This window comes from Streptomyces sp. NPDC031225 (assembly GCF_055570355.1).
This window is the reverse complement of sequence record NZ_JBVIHJ010000010.1, coordinates 49925-71689: the sequence shown is the minus strand read 5'-3', so window position 1 is coordinate 71689 and position 21765 is coordinate 49925. Positions and strand designations below refer to the sequence as shown.

Annotated in this window: 17 protein-coding genes; 11 read left to right on the top strand and 6 right to left on the bottom strand. The window is 70.6% G+C overall.

Features of this window, described 5'->3' with window-relative positions:
• The first annotated feature begins 6 nt into the window (after window positions 1–6).
• Entirely contained in the window at window positions 7–867 is an 861-nt protein-coding gene (gene mutM, locus ACZ48Z_RS18735; RefSeq protein ID WP_468736947.1) for a bifunctional DNA-formamidopyrimidine glycosylase/DNA-(apurinic or apyrimidinic site) lyase, read from the top strand.
• Here mutM and ACZ48Z_RS18730 read toward each other — a convergent pair.
• Both ACZ48Z_RS18730 and ACZ48Z_RS18725 read right to left on the bottom strand, forming a co-directional pair.
• Window positions 840–1241 carry a winged helix-turn-helix transcriptional regulator gene (locus ACZ48Z_RS18730; protein ID WP_468736946.1) on the bottom strand — a complete coding sequence of 134 codons (402 nt, stop codon included), beginning with the start codon at window positions 1239–1241 and terminating at the stop codon, window positions 840–842. The two genes, mutM and ACZ48Z_RS18730, sit on opposite strands and share 28 nt — an antisense overlap.
• A gap of 78 nt (window positions 1242–1319) precedes the next feature.
• Window positions 1320–2399 carry a CAP domain-containing protein gene (locus ACZ48Z_RS18725; protein WP_468736945.1) on the bottom strand — a complete coding sequence of 360 codons (1080 nt, stop codon included), beginning with the start codon at window positions 2397–2399 and terminating at the stop codon, window positions 1320–1322.
• Between the two features lie 172 nt (window positions 2400–2571).
• On the opposite strand from ACZ48Z_RS18725, the gene ACZ48Z_RS18720 reads away from it, so the two are divergent.
• The 4 genes from ACZ48Z_RS18720 (at window position 2572) to ACZ48Z_RS18705 (ending at window position 8834) form a co-directional block, all read left to right on the top strand.
• Entirely contained in the window at window positions 2572–2853 is a 282-nt protein-coding gene (locus ACZ48Z_RS18720) for an acylphosphatase (protein ID WP_468736944.1), read from the top strand.
• A 382-nt stretch (window positions 2854–3235) separates the two neighbouring features.
• Window positions 3236–3439 carry a hypothetical protein gene (locus tag ACZ48Z_RS18715; RefSeq protein ID WP_007384948.1) on the top strand — a complete coding sequence of 68 codons (204 nt, stop codon included), beginning with the start codon at window positions 3236–3238 and terminating at the stop codon, window positions 3437–3439.
• A 223-nt stretch (window positions 3440–3662) separates the two neighbouring features.
• Window positions 3663–7235, top strand: a complete 3573-nt coding sequence (gene smc, locus ACZ48Z_RS18710; protein ID WP_468736943.1) for a chromosome segregation protein SMC — start codon at window positions 3663–3665, stop codon at window positions 7233–7235.
• A gap of 180 nt (window positions 7236–7415) precedes the next feature.
• Complete coding sequence (locus ACZ48Z_RS18705) at window positions 7416–8834, top strand: sugar porter family MFS transporter (protein WP_468736942.1); 1419 nt, start codon at window positions 7416–7418, stop codon at window positions 8832–8834.
• A gap of 118 nt (window positions 8835–8952) precedes the next feature.
• Here the strand turns inward: ACZ48Z_RS18705 and ACZ48Z_RS18700 are convergent, their stop codons facing one another.
• Both ACZ48Z_RS18700 and ACZ48Z_RS18695 read right to left on the bottom strand, forming a co-directional pair.
• Window positions 8953–9150, bottom strand: coding sequence for a hypothetical protein (locus tag ACZ48Z_RS18700; RefSeq protein WP_468736941.1), 198 nt, complete (start codon window positions 9148–9150; stop codon window positions 8953–8955).
• Window positions 9151–9381: 231 nt separating this feature from the next.
• Entirely contained in the window at window positions 9382–10353 is a 972-nt protein-coding gene (locus tag ACZ48Z_RS18695) for an LLM class flavin-dependent oxidoreductase (protein WP_468736940.1), read from the bottom strand.
• A 221-nt stretch (window positions 10354–10574) separates the two neighbouring features.
• On the opposite strand from ACZ48Z_RS18695, the gene ftsY reads away from it, so the two are divergent.
• Window positions 10575–11765 carry a signal recognition particle-docking protein FtsY gene (gene ftsY / locus ACZ48Z_RS18690; protein ID WP_468736939.1) on the top strand — a complete coding sequence of 397 codons (1191 nt, stop codon included), beginning with the start codon at window positions 10575–10577 and terminating at the stop codon, window positions 11763–11765.
• A gap of 248 nt (window positions 11766–12013) precedes the next feature.
• Here the strand turns inward: ftsY and ACZ48Z_RS18685 are convergent, their stop codons facing one another.
• Entirely contained in the window at window positions 12014–12670 is a 657-nt protein-coding gene (locus ACZ48Z_RS18685; protein ID WP_468736938.1) for a bifunctional DNA primase/polymerase, read from the bottom strand.
• Window positions 12671–13104: 434 nt separating this feature from the next.
• Between ACZ48Z_RS18685 and nsdA the strand changes: the two genes are divergently transcribed.
• From nsdA to ffh, 5 genes are all read left to right on the top strand, one after another.
• Window positions 13105–14595, top strand: coding sequence for a transcriptional repressor NsdA (gene nsdA, locus ACZ48Z_RS18680; protein WP_468736937.1), 1491 nt, complete (start codon window positions 13105–13107; stop codon window positions 14593–14595).
• A 313-nt stretch (window positions 14596–14908) separates the two neighbouring features.
• Entirely contained in the window at window positions 14909–16234 is a 1326-nt protein-coding gene (locus ACZ48Z_RS18675) for an ammonium transporter (protein ID WP_468736936.1), read from the top strand.
• Window positions 16231–16569, top strand: a complete 339-nt coding sequence (locus ACZ48Z_RS18670) for a P-II family nitrogen regulator (protein WP_003997576.1) — start codon at window positions 16231–16233, stop codon at window positions 16567–16569. The genes ACZ48Z_RS18675 and ACZ48Z_RS18670 overlap by 4 nt, the downstream gene beginning before the upstream one ends.
• A gap of 26 nt (window positions 16570–16595) precedes the next feature.
• Entirely contained in the window at window positions 16596–19043 is a 2448-nt protein-coding gene (locus ACZ48Z_RS18665) for a [protein-PII] uridylyltransferase (protein WP_468736935.1), read from the top strand.
• An 85-nt stretch (window positions 19044–19128) separates the two neighbouring features.
• Entirely contained in the window at window positions 19129–20679 is a 1551-nt protein-coding gene (ffh, locus tag ACZ48Z_RS18660; protein ID WP_468736934.1) for a signal recognition particle protein, read from the top strand.
• Window positions 20680–20758: 79 nt separating this feature from the next.
• On the opposite strand, the gene ACZ48Z_RS18655 is transcribed toward ffh, so the two are convergent.
• On the bottom strand, window positions 20759–21613 hold the full coding sequence (locus tag ACZ48Z_RS18655) for an SAM-dependent methyltransferase (RefSeq protein WP_468736933.1): 855 nt from the start codon (window positions 21611–21613) through the stop codon (window positions 20759–20761).
• Window positions 21614–21765 lie beyond the last annotated feature (152 nt).

The window sequence follows — 21765 nt, the reverse complement described above, 5'->3', positions numbered from 1 at the left end:
AGCCCCATGCCCGAGTTGCCCGAGGTCGAGGTCGTACGGCGGGGTCTTGCGCGGTGGGTCGCCCACCGGACGGTCGCCGAGGCCGAGGTGCTGCACCCGCGCGCGGTCCGGCGTCACCTCGCCGGCGCCGACGACTTCGCGCACCGGCTCAAGGGCCATCGCGTCGGCACCCCGAGCCGTCGCGGAAAGTACCTCTGGCTGCCCCTGGAGGACACCGGCCAGTCGGTCCTGGCGCATCTGGGGATGAGCGGCCAGCTGCTGGTCCAGCCGCACGCCGCGCCCGACGAGAAGCACCTCAGGATCCGGGTGAGGTTCGCGGACGAGGTCGACACCGAGCTGCGCTTCGTCGACCAACGCACCTTCGGCGGGCTGTCGTTGCACGACAACACCCCCGACGGACTGCCCGACGTCATCGCACACATCGCGCGCGACCCCCTCGACCCGCTCTTCGACGACGAGGCCTTCCACCAGGCCCTGCGCCGCAAGCGCAGCACCGTCAAACGGGCCCTGCTGGACCAGTCGTTGATCAGCGGAGTCGGCAACATCTACGCGGACGAGGCCCTTTGGCGTTCCCGCATCCACTACGAGCGCCCCACCGCGAGCTTCACCCGCCCGCGTACGGCCGAACTCCTGGGCCACGTCCGGGACGTGATGAACGCGGCCCTCGCGGTCGGCGGCACCAGCTTCGACAGCCTGTACGTCAACGTGAACGGGGAGTCCGGGTACTTCGACCGGTCCCTGGACGCGTACGGCCGTGAGGGGCTGCCGTGCAAGCGGTGCGGTACGCCGATGCGCCGGCGGCCCTGGATGAACCGGTCCAGCTACTTCTGCCCGAGGTGTCAGCGGGCGCCGCGCGTCACGTCGTAGCGCTCGCGGGCGGCCAGGACGTCGCCCATGCTGCCCTCCAGGAAGTGGATGAGGCCCAGCAGCCGCTCGGCGATCCCGCGGCCCAGCGGGGTCAGTTCGTAGTCGACCCGGGGCGGGTTGGTGGGCTGGGCCTCGCGGTGCACCAGGCCGTCGCGCTCCAGTCCCTGGAGCGTCTGGGAGAGCATCTTCTCGCTGACGCCGTCGACCCGGCGGCGCAGCTCGTTGAAGCGCAGCGAGCCCTCGTGCAGGGCGCCGAGCGTGAGGGCGCCCCAGCGGCCCGTCACGTGCTCCAGCGTGCCGCGCGAGGGGCATGCCTTGGCGAACACGTCGAACGGGAGGTCCGGCGCCTCCAGGGGCTGCTGCGTGGTGTCCATATCACGAGCGTACTGGAAGAGAGTACTAACCGACAGGTTGCACTAACCAGAAGTTAGCGCAACCGTCGTCGGTGTCTGCTAGTAGCCGAAGTCCTGCGTCCACCACGGGCCACCGGACCCGAACTGCACACCCACGCCCAGCGTCGTGAAGTCGCAGTTAAGGATGTTGGCCTTGTGGCCGGGGCTGTTCATCCAGGCTTCCATGACCGCGGCCGGGTCGGCCTGGCCCCGGGCGATGTTCTCGCCGCCGAGGCTGGTGATCCCGGCCTTCGCGGCGCGGTCCCACGGCGTCGCGCCGCTCGGGTCGGTGTGGTCGAAGAAGCCCTCGTCGGCCATGGCCTTGCTGAAGGCGGTGGCCAGGTCGGCCAGCGCGCTGTTGGCGGCGACCGGGCTGCACCCGACCTTCGCCCGCTCGACGTTGACGAGCCGGAGCACCTCGGCCTCGGCGGCGGCCTCCGTGGAGACCTCCACCGGCGCGGTGGTCTCCTGCTTCGCCGGCTCCCTCTCCTTCTGCGAAGGAGTCGCCTCGGGCTTCTTGCTCGGCGTGGCCGCCGGCTTCTTCGTCGGCTTCTCGGTCGGCGTGGCCGTCGAGGTCGAGGGGGACGGCGCGGGCGAGGCGGACCGGTCGGCGTCGCGGCTCGTCGAACTGCCGTCCTCGCGCCTGTCGGCGCTGCCGGAGGTGCCGCCCTGCTCGGCCGGGGAGTTCGTCGGCGAGCCCGCCGCCTGCACGTCGCCGCCGGTGCTGCTGCTGTTGCCGCCGCCGAGCTTGTAGTTGTCCAGGCCGGGCACCACGCCCGTGGCCACCGCGACCGTGCCGATCGCGACGGCCGCCGAAACCCCGAGCAGACCGGTCTTGACCGGCGTCACGAGGTTCCGCTTGCGCCTGCGGTGCGAGCCGCCGCGCCGGGAGCCGTCGGCCGGCGTGTAGCCGTCGCCCCGGAAGAGCGCGTACTCCTCCTCCGACGCGAACAGGTAGGCATCACTGCGCGCGTAGGGGTCGGAGTCGGTGTGGGCCGGGCGGGGCGTGGTGACCGCCGAGGCGAAGTTGTACGAGTCCTGTGGGTCGAATGCGCTCCCGTGGGAGCCGTGCATATCCGTGACCCCCGTGGCGCGGCCCGTGGCGGCGCGGCCGGCGGCGGAGCGTCGGTGGCGTCCCATGTCCTTGCCTTCCTCGTCTGTTCTTGAGGTCGACGCGTCCCCCCGGTCGCCCAAAGTCACGAAACCCACACGATCGAGTGAGTTTCGTATGAGATTCATTGGCAGCGGACAGTACCGCATGGCGCCAGAGGAAGGAGTGCCCAGAGAGACTTTGGCCCGTTAGGTTGCACCCATGAGCGAGGATGTACGACTGGTCGCCTGGGTGCGAGGACGCGTCCAAGGTGTGGGTTTTCGCTGGTTCACGCGGGCCAAGGCCCTCGAGATCGGCGGCCTGAGTGGTTTTGCTCTCAATCTGGACGACGGACGCGTCCAGGTGGTCGCGGAGGGACCGCGGAAGGGATGCCAGGGACTCCTCGACTGGCTCCTGGGAGACGACACGCCCGGCAGCGTGGACGGCGTCACCGAGATCTGGGACACACCCCGCGGGGGTTACGACAGCTTCGCCATCCGATGAGCCGTTTCTGTAAAACGGCCCAGGCGGAAGCGGAGGGACTTGCCACCGGCACCTGCCCGAAGCAGAAAAACGCTGGTGGTTGCCAAGAAGCATGCTCCGTGGCAGGCTCCGCCCCTAAGAATGATCGCCGCCCCTCCAGGGCCCCGCGAGAACCGCAGCGCCGCCGTTCCGGGCCGCGCCGGTCAGGGTTGCCCGCCAATACGGGGCGTGATCGTGTTGACCGTCAAACTTTTTGGTGAGACGCTGAAAACACCCCGCGCACCTTAGCTGTTTGGCATGGATGAACGGCAGCAAGAACTAAAGAGTGTCAAGCATCGCGGGTGCGAATCCCTCACGACCCACACCGCTTCGGTCGGTCACTCATTGTGGAGGACCATCCATCATGGCAAAGGCGCTTCTCGGTTACGTCGGCGGCTCCGACCCTCGACTCCTCGCCGAGATGCGACGGCTCCAGCAGCGCGTCCAGGACCTGGAATCCGAGCTCGTACGGATCCAGGCCGAGAACGACGAGCTCGCGGCTGCCGCTTCTCACGACAGGATCATGGAGAGCATCGACGCACACCAGGCGGAGCCCGCGCTCACCTGATCACTGCATCGCTCCACGACAGCTCACGCAGTGGTTGGGCAGCCTGTATCAACCGCTTAGTTGTCAGAGTTTGCAAGGGACGCTTCGGCGTCCCTTCTTTCTTGCCCCCGTGCACCCTTTCACTCTTCTTAACGTTGGATGTGCCCTGCACGTTCAACGGTGAAACCGCGGGCAACAGCGCGTTCATGGAGTGAGACACCCCCGGAAGGTAGAGTCCAGCGGCGTGCACCTCAAGGCCCTGACCCTCCGGGGGTTCAAGTCGTTCGCCTCGGCGACCACGCTCCGGTTCGAACCGGGAATCACGTGCGTCGTCGGCCCCAACGGCTCGGGCAAGTCCAACGTCGTCGACGCCCTCAGCTGGGTCATGGGCGAGCAGGGCGCCAAGTCGCTGCGCGGCGGCAAGATGGAGGACGTCATCTTCGCCGGCACCACCGGCCGCCCGCCCCTGGGCCGCGCCGAGGTGTCCCTGACCATCGACAACTCCGACGGGGCCCTGCCCATCGAGTACGCCGAGGTCACCATCACGCGGATCATGTTCCGCAACGGCGGCAGCGAGTACCAGATCAACGGCGACACCTGCCGTCTCCTCGACATCCAGGACCTGCTGTCCGACTCCGGCATCGGCCGCGAGATGCACGTCATCGTCGGCCAGGGCCAGCTCGACTCCGTCCTGCACGCCGACCCGATGGGCCGCCGTGCCTTCATCGAGGAAGCGGCCGGCGTCCTCAAGCACCGCAAGCGCAAGGAGAAGGCGCTCCGCAAGCTGGACGCGATGCAGGCCAACCTCGCGCGCGTGCAGGACCTGACCGACGAACTCCGGCGCCAGCTCAAGCCACTGGGCCGCCAGGCCGCGGTCGCCCGCCGCGCCGCCGTCATCCAGGCCGACCTCCGCGACGCCCGTCTGCGGCTGCTCGCCGACGATCTCGTACGACTGCGGCAGGCGCTGCAGACCGAGGTCGCGGACGAGGCCGCGCTGAAGGAGCGCAAGGAGTCGGCCGAGCAGGAACTCAAGAAGGCCCTCCAGCGCGAGGCGCTGCTGGAGGACGAGGTCCGTCGCCTGACGCCCCGGCTCCAGCGGGCCCAGCAGACCTGGTACGAACTCTCCCAGCTCGCCGAGCGGGTGCGCGGCACGATCTCGCTGGCCGACGCGCGCGTGAAGAGCGCCACGTCGGCGCCGCCCGAGGAGCGCCGGGGACGGGACCCCGAGGACATGGAGCGCGAGGCCGCCCGTATCCGTGAGCAGGAGGCCGAGCTCGAAGCGGCCCTGGAGGCGGCCGAGCACGCCCTGGAGGACACGGTCGCGCATCGCGCCGAGCTGGAACGCGCGCTCACGCAGGAGGAACGGCGTCTGAAGGACGTCGCCCGGGCCATCGCCGACCGCCGTGAGGGGCTGGCCCGGCTCAATGGGCAGGTCAACGCGGCCCGTTCCCGCGCCGCCTCGGCCCAGGCCGAGATCGACCGCCTCGCCGCGGCGCGGGACGAGGCCCAGGAGCGGGCGTTCGCCGCGCAGGGGGAGTACGAGGAGCTCAAGGCCGAGGTCGACGGCCTGGACGCGGGGGACGCGGAGCTGGCGGAACAGCACGAGGCGGCCAAGCGGCAGCTCGCGGAGGCGGAGTCCGCGCTGACGGCCGCCCGCGAGGCGACCACGGCGGTGGAACGCAGGCGCGCGGCGACGCAGGCCCGGCATGAGGCGCTGGCGCTGGGCCTGCGCCGCAAGGACGGCACGGGGGCCCTGCTCGGGGCGAAGGACCGCCTGACGGGGCTGCTGGGTCCGGCGGCGGAACTGCTGACGGTGACCCCGGGCCACGAGGTGGCACTGGCGGCGGCGTTCGGCGTGGCGGCGGACGCGCTGGCGGTGACGTCCCCTTCGGCGGCGGCGGAGGCGATCCGGCTGTTGCGCAAGCAGGACGCGGGCCGGGCGGCACTGCTGTTGGCGGGAGGCCCCGACACCACCGGGAACGGCGCGAACGGCCACGACGAACCCGCACCCGCCGGACACCGACGCGCGGCGGACCTCGTCCGCGGCCCCTCCGACCTCATGGCGGCCGTCGGTCGCCTCCTCCGCGGCATCGTCGTGGTCGGCACCCTCGAAGACGCCGAAGACCTCGTCTACGCCAACCCCCACCTCACCGCCGTCACCGCCGAGGGCGACCTCCTCGGCGCCCACTTCGCGCACGGCGGCTCCGCGGGCGCCCCCAGCCTCCTCGAAGTACAGGCGTCCGTGGACGAGGCCGCCGCCGAACTGGAGGAACTGGCCGTCCGGTGCGAGGAACTCACCGAGGCCCAGCACACCGCCGTCGAGCACCGCACGCAATACGCCGCCCGAGTCGAGGAACTGGGGGAGCGGCGCCGGGCCGCCGACCGGGAGAAGTCGGCCGTGGCCCAGCAGCTCGGCCGGCTGTCCGGGCAGGCGAAGGGCGCCGCCGGTGAGGCCGAGCGGTCCACCGCTGCGGCCGCGCGGGCACAGGACGCGTTGGAGAAGGCGCTCGAAGAGGTCGAGGAACTGGCCGAACGGCTCGCCGTGGCCGAGGAGATGCCGGTCGAGGAGGAGCCCGACACATCGGTACGGGACCGTCTCGCCGCCGACGGGGCCAACGCGCGGCAGACCGAGATGGAGGCCCGCCTCCAGGTCCGTACGCACGAAGAGCGGGTCAAGGGGCTCGCCGGCCGCGCGGACTCCCTCGACCGCGCCGCCCGCGCGGAGCGGGACGCACGCGCGCGTGCCGAACAGCGGCGGGCACGGCTGCGGCACGAGGCCGCCGTGGCCGAAGCCGTCGCCTCGGGGACGCGGCAGCTGCTCGCTCACGTCGAGGTGTCGCTCGCACGCGCGGACGAGGAGCGCACCGCCGCCGACGCCGCCAAGGCCCTACGGGAACGGGAGTTGACCGCCGCCCGGACCACCGGCCGCGATCTCAAGGCCGAACTCGACAAGCTGACCGACTCCGTCCACCGCGGTGAGGTGCTCGGAGCCGAGAAGCGGATGCGGATCGAGCAGCTGGAGACCAAGGCCCTGGAGGAGCTGGGCGTCGAACCGGCGGGTCTCGTCGACGAGTACGGCCCGCACCAGCTCGTCCCGCCCTCCCCGCCCGCCGAGGGCGAGGAGCTGCCGGAGGATCCGGAGCACCCGCGCAACCAGCCCAAGCCGTTCCACCGGGCCGAGCAGGAGAGGCGGCTCAAGGCCACCGAGCGGGCGTACCAGCAGCTCGGCAAGGTCAACCCGCTCGCCCTGGAGGAGTTCGCGGCGCTGGAGGAGCGGCACAAGTTCCTCAGCGAGCAGCTGGAGGACCTGAAGAAGACCCGCACCGACCTGCTCCAAGTGGTGAAGGAGGTCGACGAGCGCGTCGAGCAGGTCTTCACCGAGGCCTACCGGGACACGGCGAGGCAGTTCGAGGGCGTCTTCAGCCGGCTTTTCCCGGGCGGCGAGGGCCAGTTGATCCTGACAGACCCCGACAACATGCTCACCACGGGCGTGGACGTCGAGGCGCGTCCGCCCGGCAAGAAGGTCAAGCGGCTCTCCCTGCTGTCCGGCGGCGAGCGGTCGCTGACGGCCGTGGCGCTGCTGGTGTCCATCTTCAAGGCGCGGCCCAGCCCGTTCTACGTCATGGACGAGGTCGAGGCGGCCCTCGACGACACCAACCTCCAGCGGCTGATCCGCATCATGCAGGAGCTGCAGGAGGCCTCGCAGCTCATCGTGATCACGCACCAGAAGCGGACCATGGAGGTCGCCGACGCGCTGTACGGCGTCTCGATGCAGGGCGACGGGGTTTCGAAGGTCATCAGCCAACGACTGCGCTGACCTCGCATGACTTCAAGAAGTGAACGTTTGTAGCGTTCACCTGTCTAAGTTCTCACAATTCGCCACGTTTGAATTTGAGACTTGAAGGCATAAGGTCAGCAGCGTTGGATTTACCTTCAGGTACCACCTACCTGGGGGCTGACCACACCGACAGCGTTGCCGGTGGCCCGAGGAGTAAACGTGACCAGCACAGCGAAGGCATCCGAACCAGGAGCCCAGGTGGCTCATCCCGATCATCTCGGGCACGTCATCTTCATCGCGGCGGCGGCCGCGATGGGCGGTTTCCTCTTCGGCTACGACAGCTCCGTGATCAACGGTGCCGTCGAGGCCATCCGGGGCCGCTACGACGTCGGCTCCGCGGCCCTGGCGCAGGTCATCGCCATCGCCCTGATCGGCTGTGCCATCGGCGCGGCGACCGCCGGGCGCATCGCCGACCGCATCGGCCGTATCCGCTGCATGCAGATCTCGGCGGTCCTCTTCACGGTCAGCGCCGTCGGCTCGGCACTGCCCTTCGCGCTGTACGACCTCGCCTTCTGGCGGGTCGTCGGCGGCTTCGCCATCGGCATGGCCTCGGTCATCGGCCCCGCCTACATCGCCGAGGTCGCCCCGCCGGCCTACCGCGGCCGGCTCGGTTCCTTCCAGCAGGCCGCCATCGTCATCGGCATCGCGATCTCGCAGCTGGTCAACTGGGGTCTGCTCAACGCCGCCGGCGGTGACCAGCGCGGCAAGCTGATGGGCCTGGAGGCCTGGCAGGTCATGCTCGGCGTCATGGTGATCCCGGCCGTCCTGTACGGCCTGCTCTCCTTCGCCATCCCCGAATCCCCGCGGTTCCTCATCTCCGTCGGCAAGCGTGAGCGTGCCAAGCAGATCCTCGAGGAGGTCGAGGGCGACAGGATCGACCTCGACGCGCGTGTGGTCGAGATCGAGAACGCCATGAAGAGCGAGCACAAGTCGACCTTCAAGGACCTGCTCGGCGGCTCCTTCTTCTTCAAGCCGATCGTCTGGGTCGGCATCGGCCTGTCGGTGTTCCAGCAGTTCGTCGGCATCAACGTCGCGTTCTACTACTCCTCGACGCTGTGGCAGTCGGTCGGTGTCGACCCGACGGACTCGTTCTTCTACTCCTTCACGACGTCGATCATCAACATCGTCGGCACCGTGATCGCGATGATCTTCGTGGACCGTGTCGGCCGCCGGCCGCTCGCCCTGATCGGTTCGGTCGGCATGGTGATCGGTCTCGCACTGGAGGCCTGGGCGTTCTCCTTCGACCTGGTCGACGGCAAGCTGCCGGCCGCGCAGGGCTGGACCGCCCTGATCGCCGCCCACGTCTTCGTCCTCTTCTTCGCCCTGTCCTGGGGTGTGGTCGTCTGGGTCTTCCTCGGCGAGATGTTCCCGAACCGGCTCCGCGCCGCCGCGCTCGGTGTGGCCGCCTCCGCGCAGTGGATCGCCAACTGGGCCATCACCGCGAGCTTCCCGTCGCTGGCCGACTGGAACCTCTCCTTCACCTACGTGATCTACACGGTCTTCGCCGCCCTCTCCATCCCGTTCGTCCTCAAGTACGTCAAGGAGACGAAGGGCAAGACCCTGGAGGAGATGGGCTGACCGCCCTCCCGTGATCCCGGGGGGATGGGCCAAGACCCCGCTGCCCCTCTCCCCGTACCGTCCGCCGCCCCCGGCCCGGCAACCGCCTGGACCGGGGGCGGCGGTGCGCTGTGCGGGGTCACCGGACGAGGAGGCCGCCGCCGATCTCCGGGGCCTTGCGGATGCTTTCCTCGATGATCCGCAGCAGGGTCTCGATGTTCTCCCGATGCTCCTCGACGGGCTGCGGCCGCTGTATGCGGTGGGCGACCTTGCCGAGCCCGGAGCGCGACAGCGCCACCTCGCGCCGGAACTCCGGGTACGTCCTCGGCCTCGGCATGGAGGTCGCCGGCGGCCGGCACCGGCAGGAGGCGCGCACCGGGCGAGCTCGCGAACTCCGATCCCCACACCGCCGTACGCCAGGATGCGACCCGCCCGCCCGGTACCCGCCTTGCGGTGCGTCGAGTATCCGCATCCCGCCGTTCGGCTCCCGGGGAACACGTCGACCAGCAGGCTCACGGGACCAGTGGATCACCGTCGAATCCGCCCCGGCCACCGGATATCACCCGGCTCAGCCGCCCAGCCCCGGAAGCACCTGCTCCGCGAACAGCCGCAGACTCCGCCACCCCTCCGCCACCGGCATCCCGCCCGCCAGCGGGTGCAGGACGAGGTTGTCGAGCCCCTGCTCCACGCACTCCTGCGGCGTCAGGATCCGGTACACGCCCTCCGCGCGCAGTTCGTCCACGGTCGTCGCGGCGGACCGCACCGCCGACGTGATGTCACCGGACTGCCAGGAGGCGTACGTCCGGGCCTCGTGCAGGAAGTGCCGACCGTGCCGGGCCCACGCCTCGTCCGGGTCCTCGGCGATGTGCAGCAACGGGGTCTCCGCGGTCGGCATCATGGTCCAGCCCTCGGTGCCGTACTCGACGAGCCGCTCCTTGTAGTACGCCTCCAGCTCCGGCAGATGCGCGCTGGGGAAGAACGGGAGCCCCAGACGGGCGGCCCGGCGGGCGGCCGCCTTGGACGAGCCGCCGACCAGGAGGAGGGGGTGCGGGTCGGTGAAGGGGCGCGGGGTGACCCGTACCGTACGGCCCCGGTACTCGAACTCCTCGCCTGTCCACGCCTTCAGCAGGGTCTCCAGGACCTCGTCCTGGATGCGGCCCCGCCGCCGCCACTCCACGTCGAACAGCGCGTACTCCTCGGGGCGGTACCCGATCCCGGCGACCGTCACCAGCCGGCCGCCGCTCAGCAGGTCCAGTACGGCGATCTCCTCGGCCAGGCGGAGCGGGTCGTGCAGGGGGCCGATGACGGCGGAGACGGTGACGGCGATCCTCCGCGTCGCGCCGAACACCGCGCCCGCGAAGGCGAACGGCGAGGGCAGCCAGTTGTTGTCGACGCCGTGGTGCTCCTCGGTCTGCACGGTGGTGATCCCGTGCTCGTCGGCGTACGCGGCCATGTCCAGGGCGGCCCGGTAGCGGGCGCTGAGGGAGGCGGGCGTCGCGTCGGGCTCGACGAGGTTGAAACGGACGACCGTGACGGGCATGGGAGGTCCCCCTTCACACGGTGACGGTGGAGGGGGACGGTAGCTGACGGTGCGTCAGATCGCCATGGCGCGGAACCGTCGAATGCGGCTGCGGCCGCCGCCGCCCCGGTACGGCGCGGTCTTCGGACGGCGGGCCGGTCTGCCTACATGCGGGGCTCGGTCGGTGAAGGAGGCGGCTGCGCACCCTCCCCCGAGGGGCAGGGATGGATACTGGACGGGTTATGGAAACCGTCATCCTTGCTGTAGTCATCGCCGTGGTCGTGCTCGGTGTGCTCGGCGGTCTCGTCGTCGGCAGCCGGCGCACGAAGCCGCTGCCCCCGCCGCCTCCCGCCGCGCCCGACATCACCGCCCCTCCGGCCGAGCCGCACGTCGGCGACGAGGCCGAGACCCCGCGCGACGAACCGCGCCGGACCATAGAGGAGGTGGACCTCCCGGACGGCTCGGCGCCGCCCGTCACAGAGCTCCCGCCGACCGAGATCGACGTCCCGGAACCCACCGCCGGACGCCTGATCCGGCTGCGGGCCCGGCTCTCCCGCTCCCAGAACGCGCTCGGCCAGGGGCTGCTCACGCTCCTGTCGCGCGAGCATCTCGACGACGACACCTGGGAGGAGATCGAGGAGACCCTGCTCACCGCCGACGTCGGCGTGGCCCCCACCCAGGAACTGGTCGACGGCCTGCGTGAGCGCGTGAAGGTGCTCGGCACCCGCACCCCCGACGAACTGCGGGGGCTGCTGCGCGAGGAGCTGCTCAAGCTCATCGGCACCGACGTCGACCGCACGGTGAGGACCGAGCCCGAGGAGCGCAAGCCGGGCATCGTGATGGTCGTCGGCGTCAACGGCACCGGCAAGACCACCACCACCGGCAAGCTCGCGCGCGTGCTCGTCGCCGACGGGCGGACCGTCGTCCTCGGCGCCGCCGACACCTTCCGTGCCGCCGCCGCCGAGCAGCTCCAGACCTGGGGCGAGCGGGTGGGCGCCCACACCGTGCGCGGGCCCGAGGGCGGCGACCCCGCCTCCGTCGCCTTCGACGCGGTGAAGGAGGGCAAGGAGATGGGGGTCGACGTGGTCCTCATCGACACCGCGGGCCGGCTGCACACCAAGACCGGTCTCATGGACGAACTCGGCAAGGTCAAGCGGGTCGTGGAGAAGCACGCCCCGCTCGACGAGGTGCTGCTGGTCCTGGACGCCACCACGGGCCAGAACGGCCTGGTGCAGGCCCGCGTCTTCGCCGAGGTCGTCGACATCACCGGCATCGTCCTGACCAAGCTCGACGGCACGGCCAAGGGCGGCATCGTGGTCGCGGTCCAGCGGGAGCTGGGAGTGCCGGTCAAGCTGATCGGGCTGGGCGAGGGTGCCGACGACCTGGCGCCGTTCGAGCCGGAGGCGTTCGTGGACGCGCTCATCGGCGAGTGAGCACCTCCCCGGGTCGGTACCCGCTCGGGTACCCGCATCGGTTCCGTGCGAGGAGACGCCCGCCCCCGAGGTTCCCTGGGGAGCGGGCGTCTCCTTGAGCCCGAATCGGCGGCGCTCCCGCGGACGTGGTTGCCCGTCGCCGTGGTGCCTGGTCCGGCGGTCGCGCCCGCCGCGACGGGAAGAAGGGCCCCGCCTCATGGTGCAGATGAGGCAGGACCCTTCGCTGTGTACGTCGTACGCCCTGGGTACTAGGCGCGTGACCGATGCGCCACGTAGGCCAGCGTCCCCAGCAGGAGCCTCGCCGCCGGTGGCTTCGTCGCCGAGTCCAGGGACGGTGGCCGCAGCCACTGCACCGGCCCCAGGCCGCCCCGGTCCGACGGCGGAGCCGTGATGTACGCGCCGGGGCCCAGACCGCGCAGGTCCAGGGAGGCCGCGTCGTCCCAGCCCATGCGGTAGAGGAGTTCGGTCAGGTCGGCCGCGGCGCCTGGGGCGACGAAGAACTGGGCGCGGCCCTCGGGGGTCGCCGTCACGGGGCCGAGGGGAAGACCCATGCGCTCCAGGCGGACCAGGGCGCGGCGGCCGGCGGGCTCGGCGACCTCGATGACGTCGAAGGCGCGACCGACGGGCAGCATCACCGAGGCGCCGGGGAACTCAGCCCAGGCCTTGGTCGCGTCGTCGAGAGTGGCCCCGGCCGGCACCCGGGGTGCGAAGTCGAGCGGGTGGGCGCCGGGTCGGCGGCAGTCCGCGCGGCCGCAGGAGCAGACGCCTGCCGCGGCCCGCGCGCCCGGGACCACGTCCCAGCCCCAGAGTCCAGTGAACTCGGCGACGGCGGTGCACTCCGAGGAGCGGCCGCGCCTGCGTGTACCGGAACGGATCTCCCGAATGCCGCCGATCGTGAAGCCCATGCCCCCTCCAACGGGTCCACCGCGCCGGTGGTTACGAGACGAACGGGGTCCGTCACTCTCCGTTTCCTCTTCCGGGCGGTGGTGGCGCCAAGAAGTGCCCTGGGTGGTGCGCCGAGTCGTGTGCGCCCCTGAGTGCACCGCTCCGCCCACCCCCACTCGGTCTATGTCAAGTGAATCGTGCGGAGGCGACCGTGAGTTCATTCGAAGGGGTGGCGAATGGTGGCGTTTCCGGGATCGCCATGGCTGGACGCGTGATCGTAGGATTACGTTGAGTGCACAAGTCCTGGGGGCACATGCACTTGTGGGTATGCCGGAGGCAAGTCGGTTCCGCGTTCGAAGGCTGACAACTGCCGGACAGAGGGCCCTATTTACCGGCATTCTGATAAGGCTTGGCGCACTCGGCGACAAGTGGGTTCAGGAATGGGGGCGTTCCAGTGGGCGGCAACAGCGGAAGCGGAACGGGCGCCGGAAGCGGTGCGCAGTCCGACAAGCGCCCCAATGAGCTGCTCACCTCCTGGTTCGTGCGCAGCGGCTGGTCGAAGGGCGAGCTCGCCCGCCAGGTCAACCGCAGGGCCCGCCAGTTGGGGGCCAACCACATCTCCACCGACACCTCGCGGGTGCGCCGCTGGCTGGACGGCGAGAACCCCCGCGAACCCATCCCCAGGATCCTGTCCGAGCTGTTCTCCGAGCGGTTCGGATGTGTCGTCTCCGTCGAGGACCTCGGACTGCGCGCCGCCCGCCCGTCGCCGTCCGCGACCGGAGTCGACCTGCCCTGGACGGGTCCGCAGACCGTGGCCCTGCTCAGCGAGTTCTCGCGCAGCGACCTGATGCTGGCGCGGCGCGGCTTCCTCGGGACCTCGCTGGCCCTGTCCGCGGGCCCGTCCCTCATCGAGCCCATGCAGCGCTGGCTCGTCCCCGGGTCCGTCACCCCGCACCGGGAGCCCGAGCCGGACTCGTCCCGTCGCGTCGGCCGGCTGTCCCGGCCCGAGCTGGACCTCCTCGAGTCGACGACCGTGATGTTCCGCAAGTGGGACGCCCAGTGCGGCGGCGGCCTGCGCCGCAAGGCGGTCGTCGGCCAGCTGCACGAGGTGACCGACCTCCTCCAGGAGCCCCAGCCCGAGACCACCACCCGCAAGCTGTTCAAGGTCGCCGCCGAACTGGCGGAGCTCGCCGGCTGGATGTCGTACGACGTGGGGCTGCAGCCCACCGCGCAGAAGTACTTCGTCCTCGCCGTGCACGCGGCCAAGGAGGCCGGCGACAAGCCGCTCGGTTCCTACGTCCTGTCCAGCATGAGCCGCCAGATGATCCACCTCGGGCGGCCCGAGGACGCCCTGGAACTGATCCACCTCGCGCAGTACGGCAGCCGGGACTGCGCGAGCCCGCGCACCCAGTCCATGCTGTATGCGATGGAGGCCCGCGCCTACGCCAACATGGGCCAGCCCGGCAAGTGCAAGCGGGCGGTCCGGATGGCCGAGGACACCTTCGCCGACGCCGACGACTGGGACGAGCCGGACCCCGACTGGATCCGCTTCTTCTCCGAGGCCGAACTGCACGGCGAGAACTCCCACTCCTACCGCGACCTGGCCTACGTGGCAGGCCGCAGCCCGACCTACGCCTCGCTGGCCGAGCCCGTCATGCAGCGGGCCGTGGAGCTGTTCTCCGAGGACGACGAGCACCAGCGGTCGTACGCACTCAACCTCATCGGCATGGCCACCGTGCACCTGCTGCGGCGTGAGCCCGAGCAGAGCACGGTACTGGCGGAACAAGCCATGCAGATCGCCAAGAAGGTGCGCTCAGAGCGCGTCAACACTCGTATTCGAAAGACGGTCTACACGGCCGTACGCGATTTCGGTGATCTCGCCGAGGTCGTGGATCTCACCGACAAGCTCGCCGTGGAGCTTCCGGAGACCGCCGAAGCGGTCTGAATCCCTTGAACCCCGGCCGCGGCCGGCCCTCCCGAACAGCCCGACTCGGCTCCCCCATGCCAGGTCATCGGAAGGCCGACCGCGGCCGGTTTTGTCACGTCCCCCGAAGGTTGCGCCACGATAACGATCGACGCGGCCGGTATCTGCCAGTTCATCGATGCGTAACACGCACGGCATCTTCGTCACGGCGGCGAAACAACGAGGGGCTTCCACCGAAACCGCGCTGCGCGAATCTCATGGCGCATAACCGGCCCACCCCTCATATCCGCTCTGGCTTCCCGCACGGGGCCGTACCTACGACGAGGAGACGCCGATGGCACCAGCCATCACGCTCGCCGCAGACAAACTGTCTGTGGCGAACACAGGCTTCATGTTGATCTGTTCCGCCCTGGTGCTGATCATGACCCCGGGTCTTGCCTTCTTCTACGGAGGCATGGTCCGCGTCAAGAGCACCCTGAACATGCTGATGATGAGCTTCATCAGCATGGGTATCGTCACCATCCTGTGGGTGCTCTACGGCTTCTCCATGGCGTTCGGCACGGACCACGGCTCGCTCGTCGGCTGGGAGAACGACTTCTTCGGCTGGACCGGCATCGACAAGGGCGACATCTGGTCCGGGTACACGATCCCGGTCTTCGCCTTCGCGGTCTTCCAGATGATGTTCGCCATCATCACGCCCGCCCTGATAAGCGGTGCCCTCGCCGACCGCGTGAAGTTCAGCGCCTGGTCGCTGTTCGTCGTCCTGTGGGCGACGGTCGTCTACTTCCCGGTCGCCCACTGGGTCTGGGGCACCGGAGGCTGGGCCTTCGAACTCGGTGTGATCGACTTCGCCGGTGGTACGGCGGTCCACATCAACGCGGGTGCCGCGGCACTCGGCGTGATCCTGGTCATCGGCAAGCGCGTCGGCTTCAAGCGGGACCCGATGCGCCCGCACAGCCTCCCGCTGGTCATGCTCGGCGCCGGTCTCCTGTGGTTCGGCTGGTTCGGCTTCAACGCCGGCTCGTGGCTCGGCAACGACGACGGCGTCGGCTCGCTGATGTTCGTCAACACGCAGATCGCCACCGCCGCCGCCATGCTCGCCTGGCTCGTCTACGAGAAGATCCGCCACGGCGCGTTCACCACCCTCGGTGCCGCCTCCGGCGCGGTCGCCGGTCTCGTCGCCATCACCCCGTCCGGTGGTGCGATCACCCCGATCGGCGCGATCTGCATCGGCGCCATCGCCGGTGTCGCCTGCGCCGCGGCCGTCGGCCTGAAGTACCGCTTCAACTACGACGACTCCCTGGACGTCGTCGGTGTCCACATGGTCGGCGGTGTCATCGGCTCCCTGCTGATCGGCTTCTTCGCCAGCGGCAAGGGCCAGTCCGACGTCAAGGGCCTCTTCTACGGCGGCGGCCTGGACCAGTTCTGGAAGCAGTGCGCCGGTGTCTTCGCGGTCCTCGCCTACTCCCTGATCGCCTCCGCGATCCTCGCCTTCCTGCTCGACAAGACGATCGGTATGCGGGTCGACGAGGACGAGGAGATCTCGGGTATCGACCAGGCCGAGCATGCCGAGACCGCATACGACTTCAGTGGCGCTGGTGGCGGTGCCGCTCGCAGTGCCACTCCGGCCGAGGCCGAGTCCAAGAAGGTGGACGCATGAAGCTCATCACCGCCGTCGTCAAGCCTCACCGGCTCGACGAGATCAAGGAAGCCCTCCAGGCCTTCGGGGTCCACGGTCTGACGGTCACCGAGGCGAGCGGCTACGGTCGTCAGCGGGGCCACACCGAGGTCTACCGCGGTGCCGAGTACACCGTCGACCTGGTCCCGAAGATCCGTATCGAGGTCCTCGCCGAGGACGACGACGCCGAGCAGCTGATCGACGTCATCGTCAAGGCGGCCCGCACCGGCAAGATCGGTGACGGCAAGGTCTGGTCCCTGCCGGTCGAGACCGCCGTACGGGTCCGGACGGGCGAGCGCGGCCCGGACGCGCTCTGACCGAAGAACAGAACAGGAGCTGCTGGGTGACGAGCACGGATGTGCGCAAGGATGCAGAGGACTCGGGACCCAGCGGCTATGCGGCGGCCCGGCTGCGCCTCCTCCAGGAGGAGGCGCGGTCCGGGCCGCCGCGCCGTTCCGCCCTCGCCGAACTGACCGACGACTGGCTCTCCGGACTGTTCACCGCGGGCGCCGAGCACCTGCGCGGTGCCTCCCTGATCGCCGTCGGCGGCTACGGCCGCGGCGAGCTGTCCCCCCGCAGCGACCTGGACCTGGTCCTGCTGCACGACGGCAGTGACTCGGGCGCGGTCGCCGCCCTGGCCGACCGCATCTGGTACCCCGTGTGGGACCTCGGTCTCGCCCTCGACCACTCCGTGCGCACGCCTGCGGAGGCCCGCAAGACGGCCGCGGAGGATCTGAAAGTCCAGCTCGGTCTCCTGGACGCCCGCCACATCGCCGGTGACCTGGGGCTGACGGCAGGCCTGCGGACATCCGTCCTCGCCGACTGGCGCAACCAGGCCCCCAAGCGCCTCCCCGAGCTCCAGGAACTGTGCGCCGAGCGCGCCGAGCGCCAAGGTGAGCTCCAGTACCTCCTGGAACCCGATCTCAAGGAAGCCCGCGGCGGACTCCGGGACGCCACCGCCCTGCGCGCCGTCGCCGCCTCCTGGCTGGCCGACGCCCCGCGCGAGGGCCTCGACGACGCCCGGCGCCGGCTGCTCGACGTCCGCGACGCCCTGCACCTGACGACCGGCCGGGCCACCGACCGGCTCGCGCTCCAGGAACAGGACCAGGTCGCCGCCGAACTCGGCCTGCTCGACGCCGACACCCTGCTGCGGCAGGTGTACGAGGCCGCGCGGGTCATCGCGTACGCCAGTGACGTCACCTGGCGCGAGGTGGGACGCGTGCTCAGGTCGCGTGCCGTGCGACCGCGGCTGCGGGCCATGCTCGGCGGCGGCAAGCCGGTCGTCGAACGCTCCCCGCTGGCGGAGGGTGTCGTCGAGCAGGACGGCGAGGTGGTGCTCGCCCGCGCCGCCCGTCCCGACCGCGACCCGGTGCTTCCGCTGCGCGCCGCGGCAGCCGCCGCGCAGGCAGGACTCCCGCTCTCCCTGCACGCTGTACGGCGCATGGCCGCGGGCGTGCGCCCCCTGCCCACGCCGTGGCCCGCGGAGGCGCGTGAACAACTGGTCACGCTGCTCGGCTCCGGCCGCCCCACGGTCGACGTCTGGGAGGCGCTGGAGGCGGAAGGCCTGATCACCCAGCTGCTGCCCGACTGGGAGCGGGTGCGGTGCCGTCCGCAGCGCAACGCCGTGCACATCTGGACCGTCGACCGGCACCTGATCGAGACGGCGGTCCGCGCCTCGGAGTTCACGCGCCGCGTCCACCGCCCCGACCTGCTGCTCGTCGCCGCGCTGCTGCACGACATCGGCAAGGGCTGGCCCGGCGACCACTCGGTGGCCGGCGAGATCATCGCGAAGGACGTCGCCGCGCGCATCGGCTTCGACCGCGACGACGTCGCCGTACTCGCCGCTCTCGTACGGCACCACCTGCTGCTCGTGGACACCGCCACCCGGCGTGACCTGGAGGACCCGGCCACCGTGCGCTCGGTCGCCGAGGCCGTCGGATCGCAGGGCACGCTGGAGCTGCTGCACGCGCTGACCGAGGCGGACGCCCTGGCCACCGGCCCCGCCGCCTGGTCGTCCTGGCGCGGCTCGCTCGTCGCCGACCTGGTGAAGCGGGTGGCCGCGGTGCTCGCCGGGGACGAACTCGACGAGCCCGAGGCCGCAGCGGCCACCGCCGAGCAGGAACGGCTCGCCATCGAGGCGATCGCGACCGGCGGCCCGGTGCTGTCCCTGCGCGCGCAGACCGAGCCGCCCGTGGACGACCAGCCCTCGGGCGACCCGGAGCCGCTCGGCGTCGAGCTCGTGATCGCCGTACCGGACCAGCCGGGCGTGCTGCCCGCGGTCGCGGGAGTGCTGGCCGTGCACCGCCTGACCGTCCGCACCGCGGAACTGAGCGCCCTGAACCTGCCCGACGGCGTCGAGGGCTCGGTGCTCCTGCTGAACTGGCGGGTCGCCGCCCAGTACGGCTCACTGCCCCAGGCCGCCCGGCTGCGCGCCGACCTCGTACGGGCCCTGGACGGGTCGCTGGACATCGCAGGGCGGCTGGCCGAGCGCGACGCCGCCTATCCCAGGCGCCGGGGTGTCGTGGCGCCCGCCGCGCGCGTGACGGTCGACCCGGTGGCGTCCCGGCACGCCACCGTGATCGAGGTCCGGGCCCAGGACGCCCCGGGACTGCTGTTCCGCATCGGCAGCGCCCTGGAGGATGCGGGCCTGCGGATGCGCAGCGCGCACGTGTCGACGCTGGGCGCCAACGCGGTGGACGCCTTCTACGTCACCGACGGCAAGGGCGTACCGCTGGCGGCAGGTGAAGCGGCCTCCGTGGCCCGGAAGCTGGAAGAGACGCTGCGGGGCTGACCCGGGGGATCCCGGCGACGTGGGTCGCCGGGATACCCTGGAGGGCGATTCCCAGCTGCCACCGACCCCGAGGACCGCGAGCGCCGTGTTCGATACTCTTTCCGATCGCCTCTCAGCGACTTTCAAGAACCTGCGCGGCAAGGGACGGCTCTCCGAGGCGGATATCGACGCCACCGCGCGCGAGATCCGTATCGCCCTGCTCGAAGCGGACGTGGCCCTTCCGGTAGTCCGCGCGTTCATCAAGAACGTCAAGGAGCGTGCCCTCGGCGCCGAGGTCACCGGTTCGCAGTACCCCGCCCAGCGGGTCCTCGACATCGTCAACGAAGAGCTGGTCACCATCCTGGGCGGCCAGACCCGCCGCCTGCGCTTCGCCAAGCAGCCCCCGACCGTGATCATGCTCGCGGGTCTGCAGGGTGCCGGTAAGACCACCCTCGCGGGCAAGCTCGCCAAGCACCTCAAGGAAGAGGGCCACTCGCCGCTCCTGGTGGCCGCCGACCTCCAGCGTCCGAACGCGGTGACCCAGCTGAGCGTCGTCGCCGAGCGCGCGGGCGTGGCCGTCTTCGCCCCGGAACCGGGCAACGGCGTGGGCGACCCGGTCAAGGTCGCCAAGGACTCCGTCCAGCACGCCAGGACCAAGGTCCACGACATCGTCATCGTGGACACCGCCGGCCGCCTCGGCATCGACCAGGACATGATGCGGCAGGCCGCGGACATCCGGGACGCGGTCTCGCCGGACGAGATCCTCTTCGTCGTCGACGCGATGATCGGTCAGGACGCCGTCAACACGGCGGAGGCCTTCCGCGACGGCGTCGGCTTCGACGGCGTGGTCCTCTCCAAGCTCGACGGTGACGCCCGCGGTGGTGCGGCCCTGTCGATCGCCTCGGTCACCGGCAAGCCGATCATGTTCGCGTCGAACGGCGAGAAGCTGGAGGACTTCGACGTCTTCCACCCGGACCGGATGGCGTCCCGCATCCTCGACCTCGGTGACCTGGCCACCCTGTTCGAGAAGGCGCAGAAGGAGTTCAGCGAGGAAGAGGCCGCCAAGATGGCCTCCAAGCTCGCCTCCAAGAAGGGCCAGGACTTCACGCTCGACGACTTCCTGGCCCAGATGGAGCAGGTCAGGAAGATGGGCAGCATCAGCAAGCTGCTCGGCATGATGCCCGGCATGGGCCAGATCAAGGAACAGATCGCCAACATCGACGAGCGGGACGTCGACCGTACGGCCGCCATCATCAAGTCGATGACCCCGGCCGAGCGCCAGGAACCGACGATCATCAACGGCTCCCGTCGCGCCCGTATCGCCAAGGGCTCCGGCGTCGAGGTCAGCGCCGTGAAGGGCCTGGTCGAGCGGTTCTTCGAGGCCCGCAAGATGATGTCCCGCATGGCCCAGGGCGGCGGTATGCCCGGCATGCCGGGGATCCCGGGCATGGGTGGCGGTCCCGGCCGCTCCAGGAAGCAGCCCAAGCAGGCCAAGGGCAAGCAGCGTTCCGGCAACCCGATGAAGCGCAAGCAGCAGGAGCAGGAGGAGGCCGCGCGCAAGGCCGCAGGTGCCCAGGGCGGCGCCTTCGGTGTGCCCGGCCAGCAGGCGCCGCAGGACTTCGAACTGCCGGACGAGTTCAAGAAGTTCATGGGCTGACAGGTGTGGCGAGCGGCTCGGGTGAGTCCGGCTCGTACGTCGCCGGCCATGCGGGTACGGCCAGAGGTGACGACAGGCCCTAGGGGACGCGCGCGACCAGGTAGCGGAACACGTTCGGCATCCACACCGTGCCGTCCCGGCGCTGATACGGATGCAGGGCCTCCGTCACCTCCTTGTCCACCTGGGCCTGGTCGGTCGCCGCGATCGCCGCGTCGAACAGCCCCGTCGACAGCAGCCCCTTGAGGGCGCTGTCGAGACCGGCGTACCCGAAGGGACAGGCCACCCGTCCCGAGCCGTCGAGCCTGAGGCCGGCCCGCTGGGCGACCTCCTCCAGGTCGTCCCGCCGGGCCGGGCGCCAATTGCGGTTGCTGCGCAGCGGATCCGCCAGCTTGGTGGCCACCCGCAGCACGGTCGACGTGGCGCACCGCTCAGGCGGGCCCCAGCCGGCGAGCACCACGGGCGCCCCTCGTTCGGCGAGCGGTGTCGCCGAGGCCAGCAGCTCCCCGAGCCCCTCCGAGTCGCCCGCGAGACAGCCGATCGGCTCGAAGGCGGTCACGAGGGTGTACGGGGGTGCCCCCAAGGCGGCGTCCTCGACGGGTCCGTCGACGAGCCGGGTGGCGGTACGCGTGCGCGTGGCCCCCGTCTCCGGCCGCAGCCGCTCCCGCGCGAGGGCCAGGCGTTGTGGACGGGAGGACTCGACTCCGGTGACCGTGGCGCCCCGGGCGGCGGCCATCAGCAGGGCGAGGCCGCTGCCGCAGCCGAGGCCCAACAGCCGGGTCGCCGGCCCCACTTCGAGTCGCTCGTAGGCGGACTCGTACAGCGGGACCAGCATCCGCTCCTGGATCTCCGACCAGTCACGCGCGCGTGCACCGAGGTCCGTACGGGACGCATCTGCCGTCCGGGACAGGTGCTGCCGCACGAGCGTGGGTGTCATGGATAAGCGCCCCAATCCGAGAGTTGTCTCTGTGCCCGATTACATGGACCCCGTGACGTGCGCTCGCACTTCCCCCGTATGTCAGGTAACTCCGCACTCGACCGCTCGTCCAGAGGCTGAAGGGCCCGGCTTGTGGGTTGGCTGTGCGAGCG

Bases quoted from the DNA above. Each gene is read 5' to 3' on its own strand.
- ACZ48Z_RS18685 (WP_468736938.1), bottom strand. From the start codon at position 12,670: ATGGGCTTCACGATCGGCGGCATTCGGGAGATCCGTTCCGGTACACGC.
- ACZ48Z_RS18730 (WP_468736946.1), bottom strand. From the start codon at position 1,241: ATGGACACCACGCAGCAGCCCCTGGAGGCGCCGGACCTCCCGTTCGAC.
- mutM (WP_468736947.1), top strand. From the start codon at position 7: ATGCCCGAGTTGCCCGAGGTCGAGGTCGTACGGCGGGGTCTTGCGCGG.
- ACZ48Z_RS18655 (WP_468736933.1), bottom strand. From the start codon at position 21,613: ATGACACCCACGCTCGTGCGGCAGCACCTGTCCCGGACGGCAGATGCG.
- ACZ48Z_RS18695 (WP_468736940.1), bottom strand. From the start codon at position 10,353: ATGCCCGTCACGGTCGTCCGTTTCAACCTCGTCGAGCCCGACGCGACG.
- ACZ48Z_RS18715 (WP_007384948.1), top strand. From the start codon at position 3,236: ATGGCAAAGGCGCTTCTCGGTTACGTCGGCGGCTCCGACCCTCGACTC.
- ftsY (WP_468736939.1), top strand. From the start codon at position 10,575: ATGGAAACCGTCATCCTTGCTGTAGTCATCGCCGTGGTCGTGCTCGGT.
- ACZ48Z_RS18720 (WP_468736944.1), top strand. From the start codon at position 2,572: ATGAGCGAGGATGTACGACTGGTCGCCTGGGTGCGAGGACGCGTCCAA.
- ACZ48Z_RS18725 (WP_468736945.1), bottom strand. From the start codon at position 2,399: ATGGGACGCCACCGACGCTCCGCCGCCGGCCGCGCCGCCACGGGCCGC.
- ACZ48Z_RS18700 (WP_468736941.1), bottom strand. From the start codon at position 9,150: ATGCCGAGGCCGAGGACGTACCCGGAGTTCCGGCGCGAGGTGGCGCTG.
- ACZ48Z_RS18675 (WP_468736936.1), top strand. From the start codon at position 14,909: ATGGCACCAGCCATCACGCTCGCCGCAGACAAACTGTCTGTGGCGAAC.
- ACZ48Z_RS18670 (WP_003997576.1), top strand. From the start codon at position 16,231: ATGAAGCTCATCACCGCCGTCGTCAAGCCTCACCGGCTCGACGAGATC.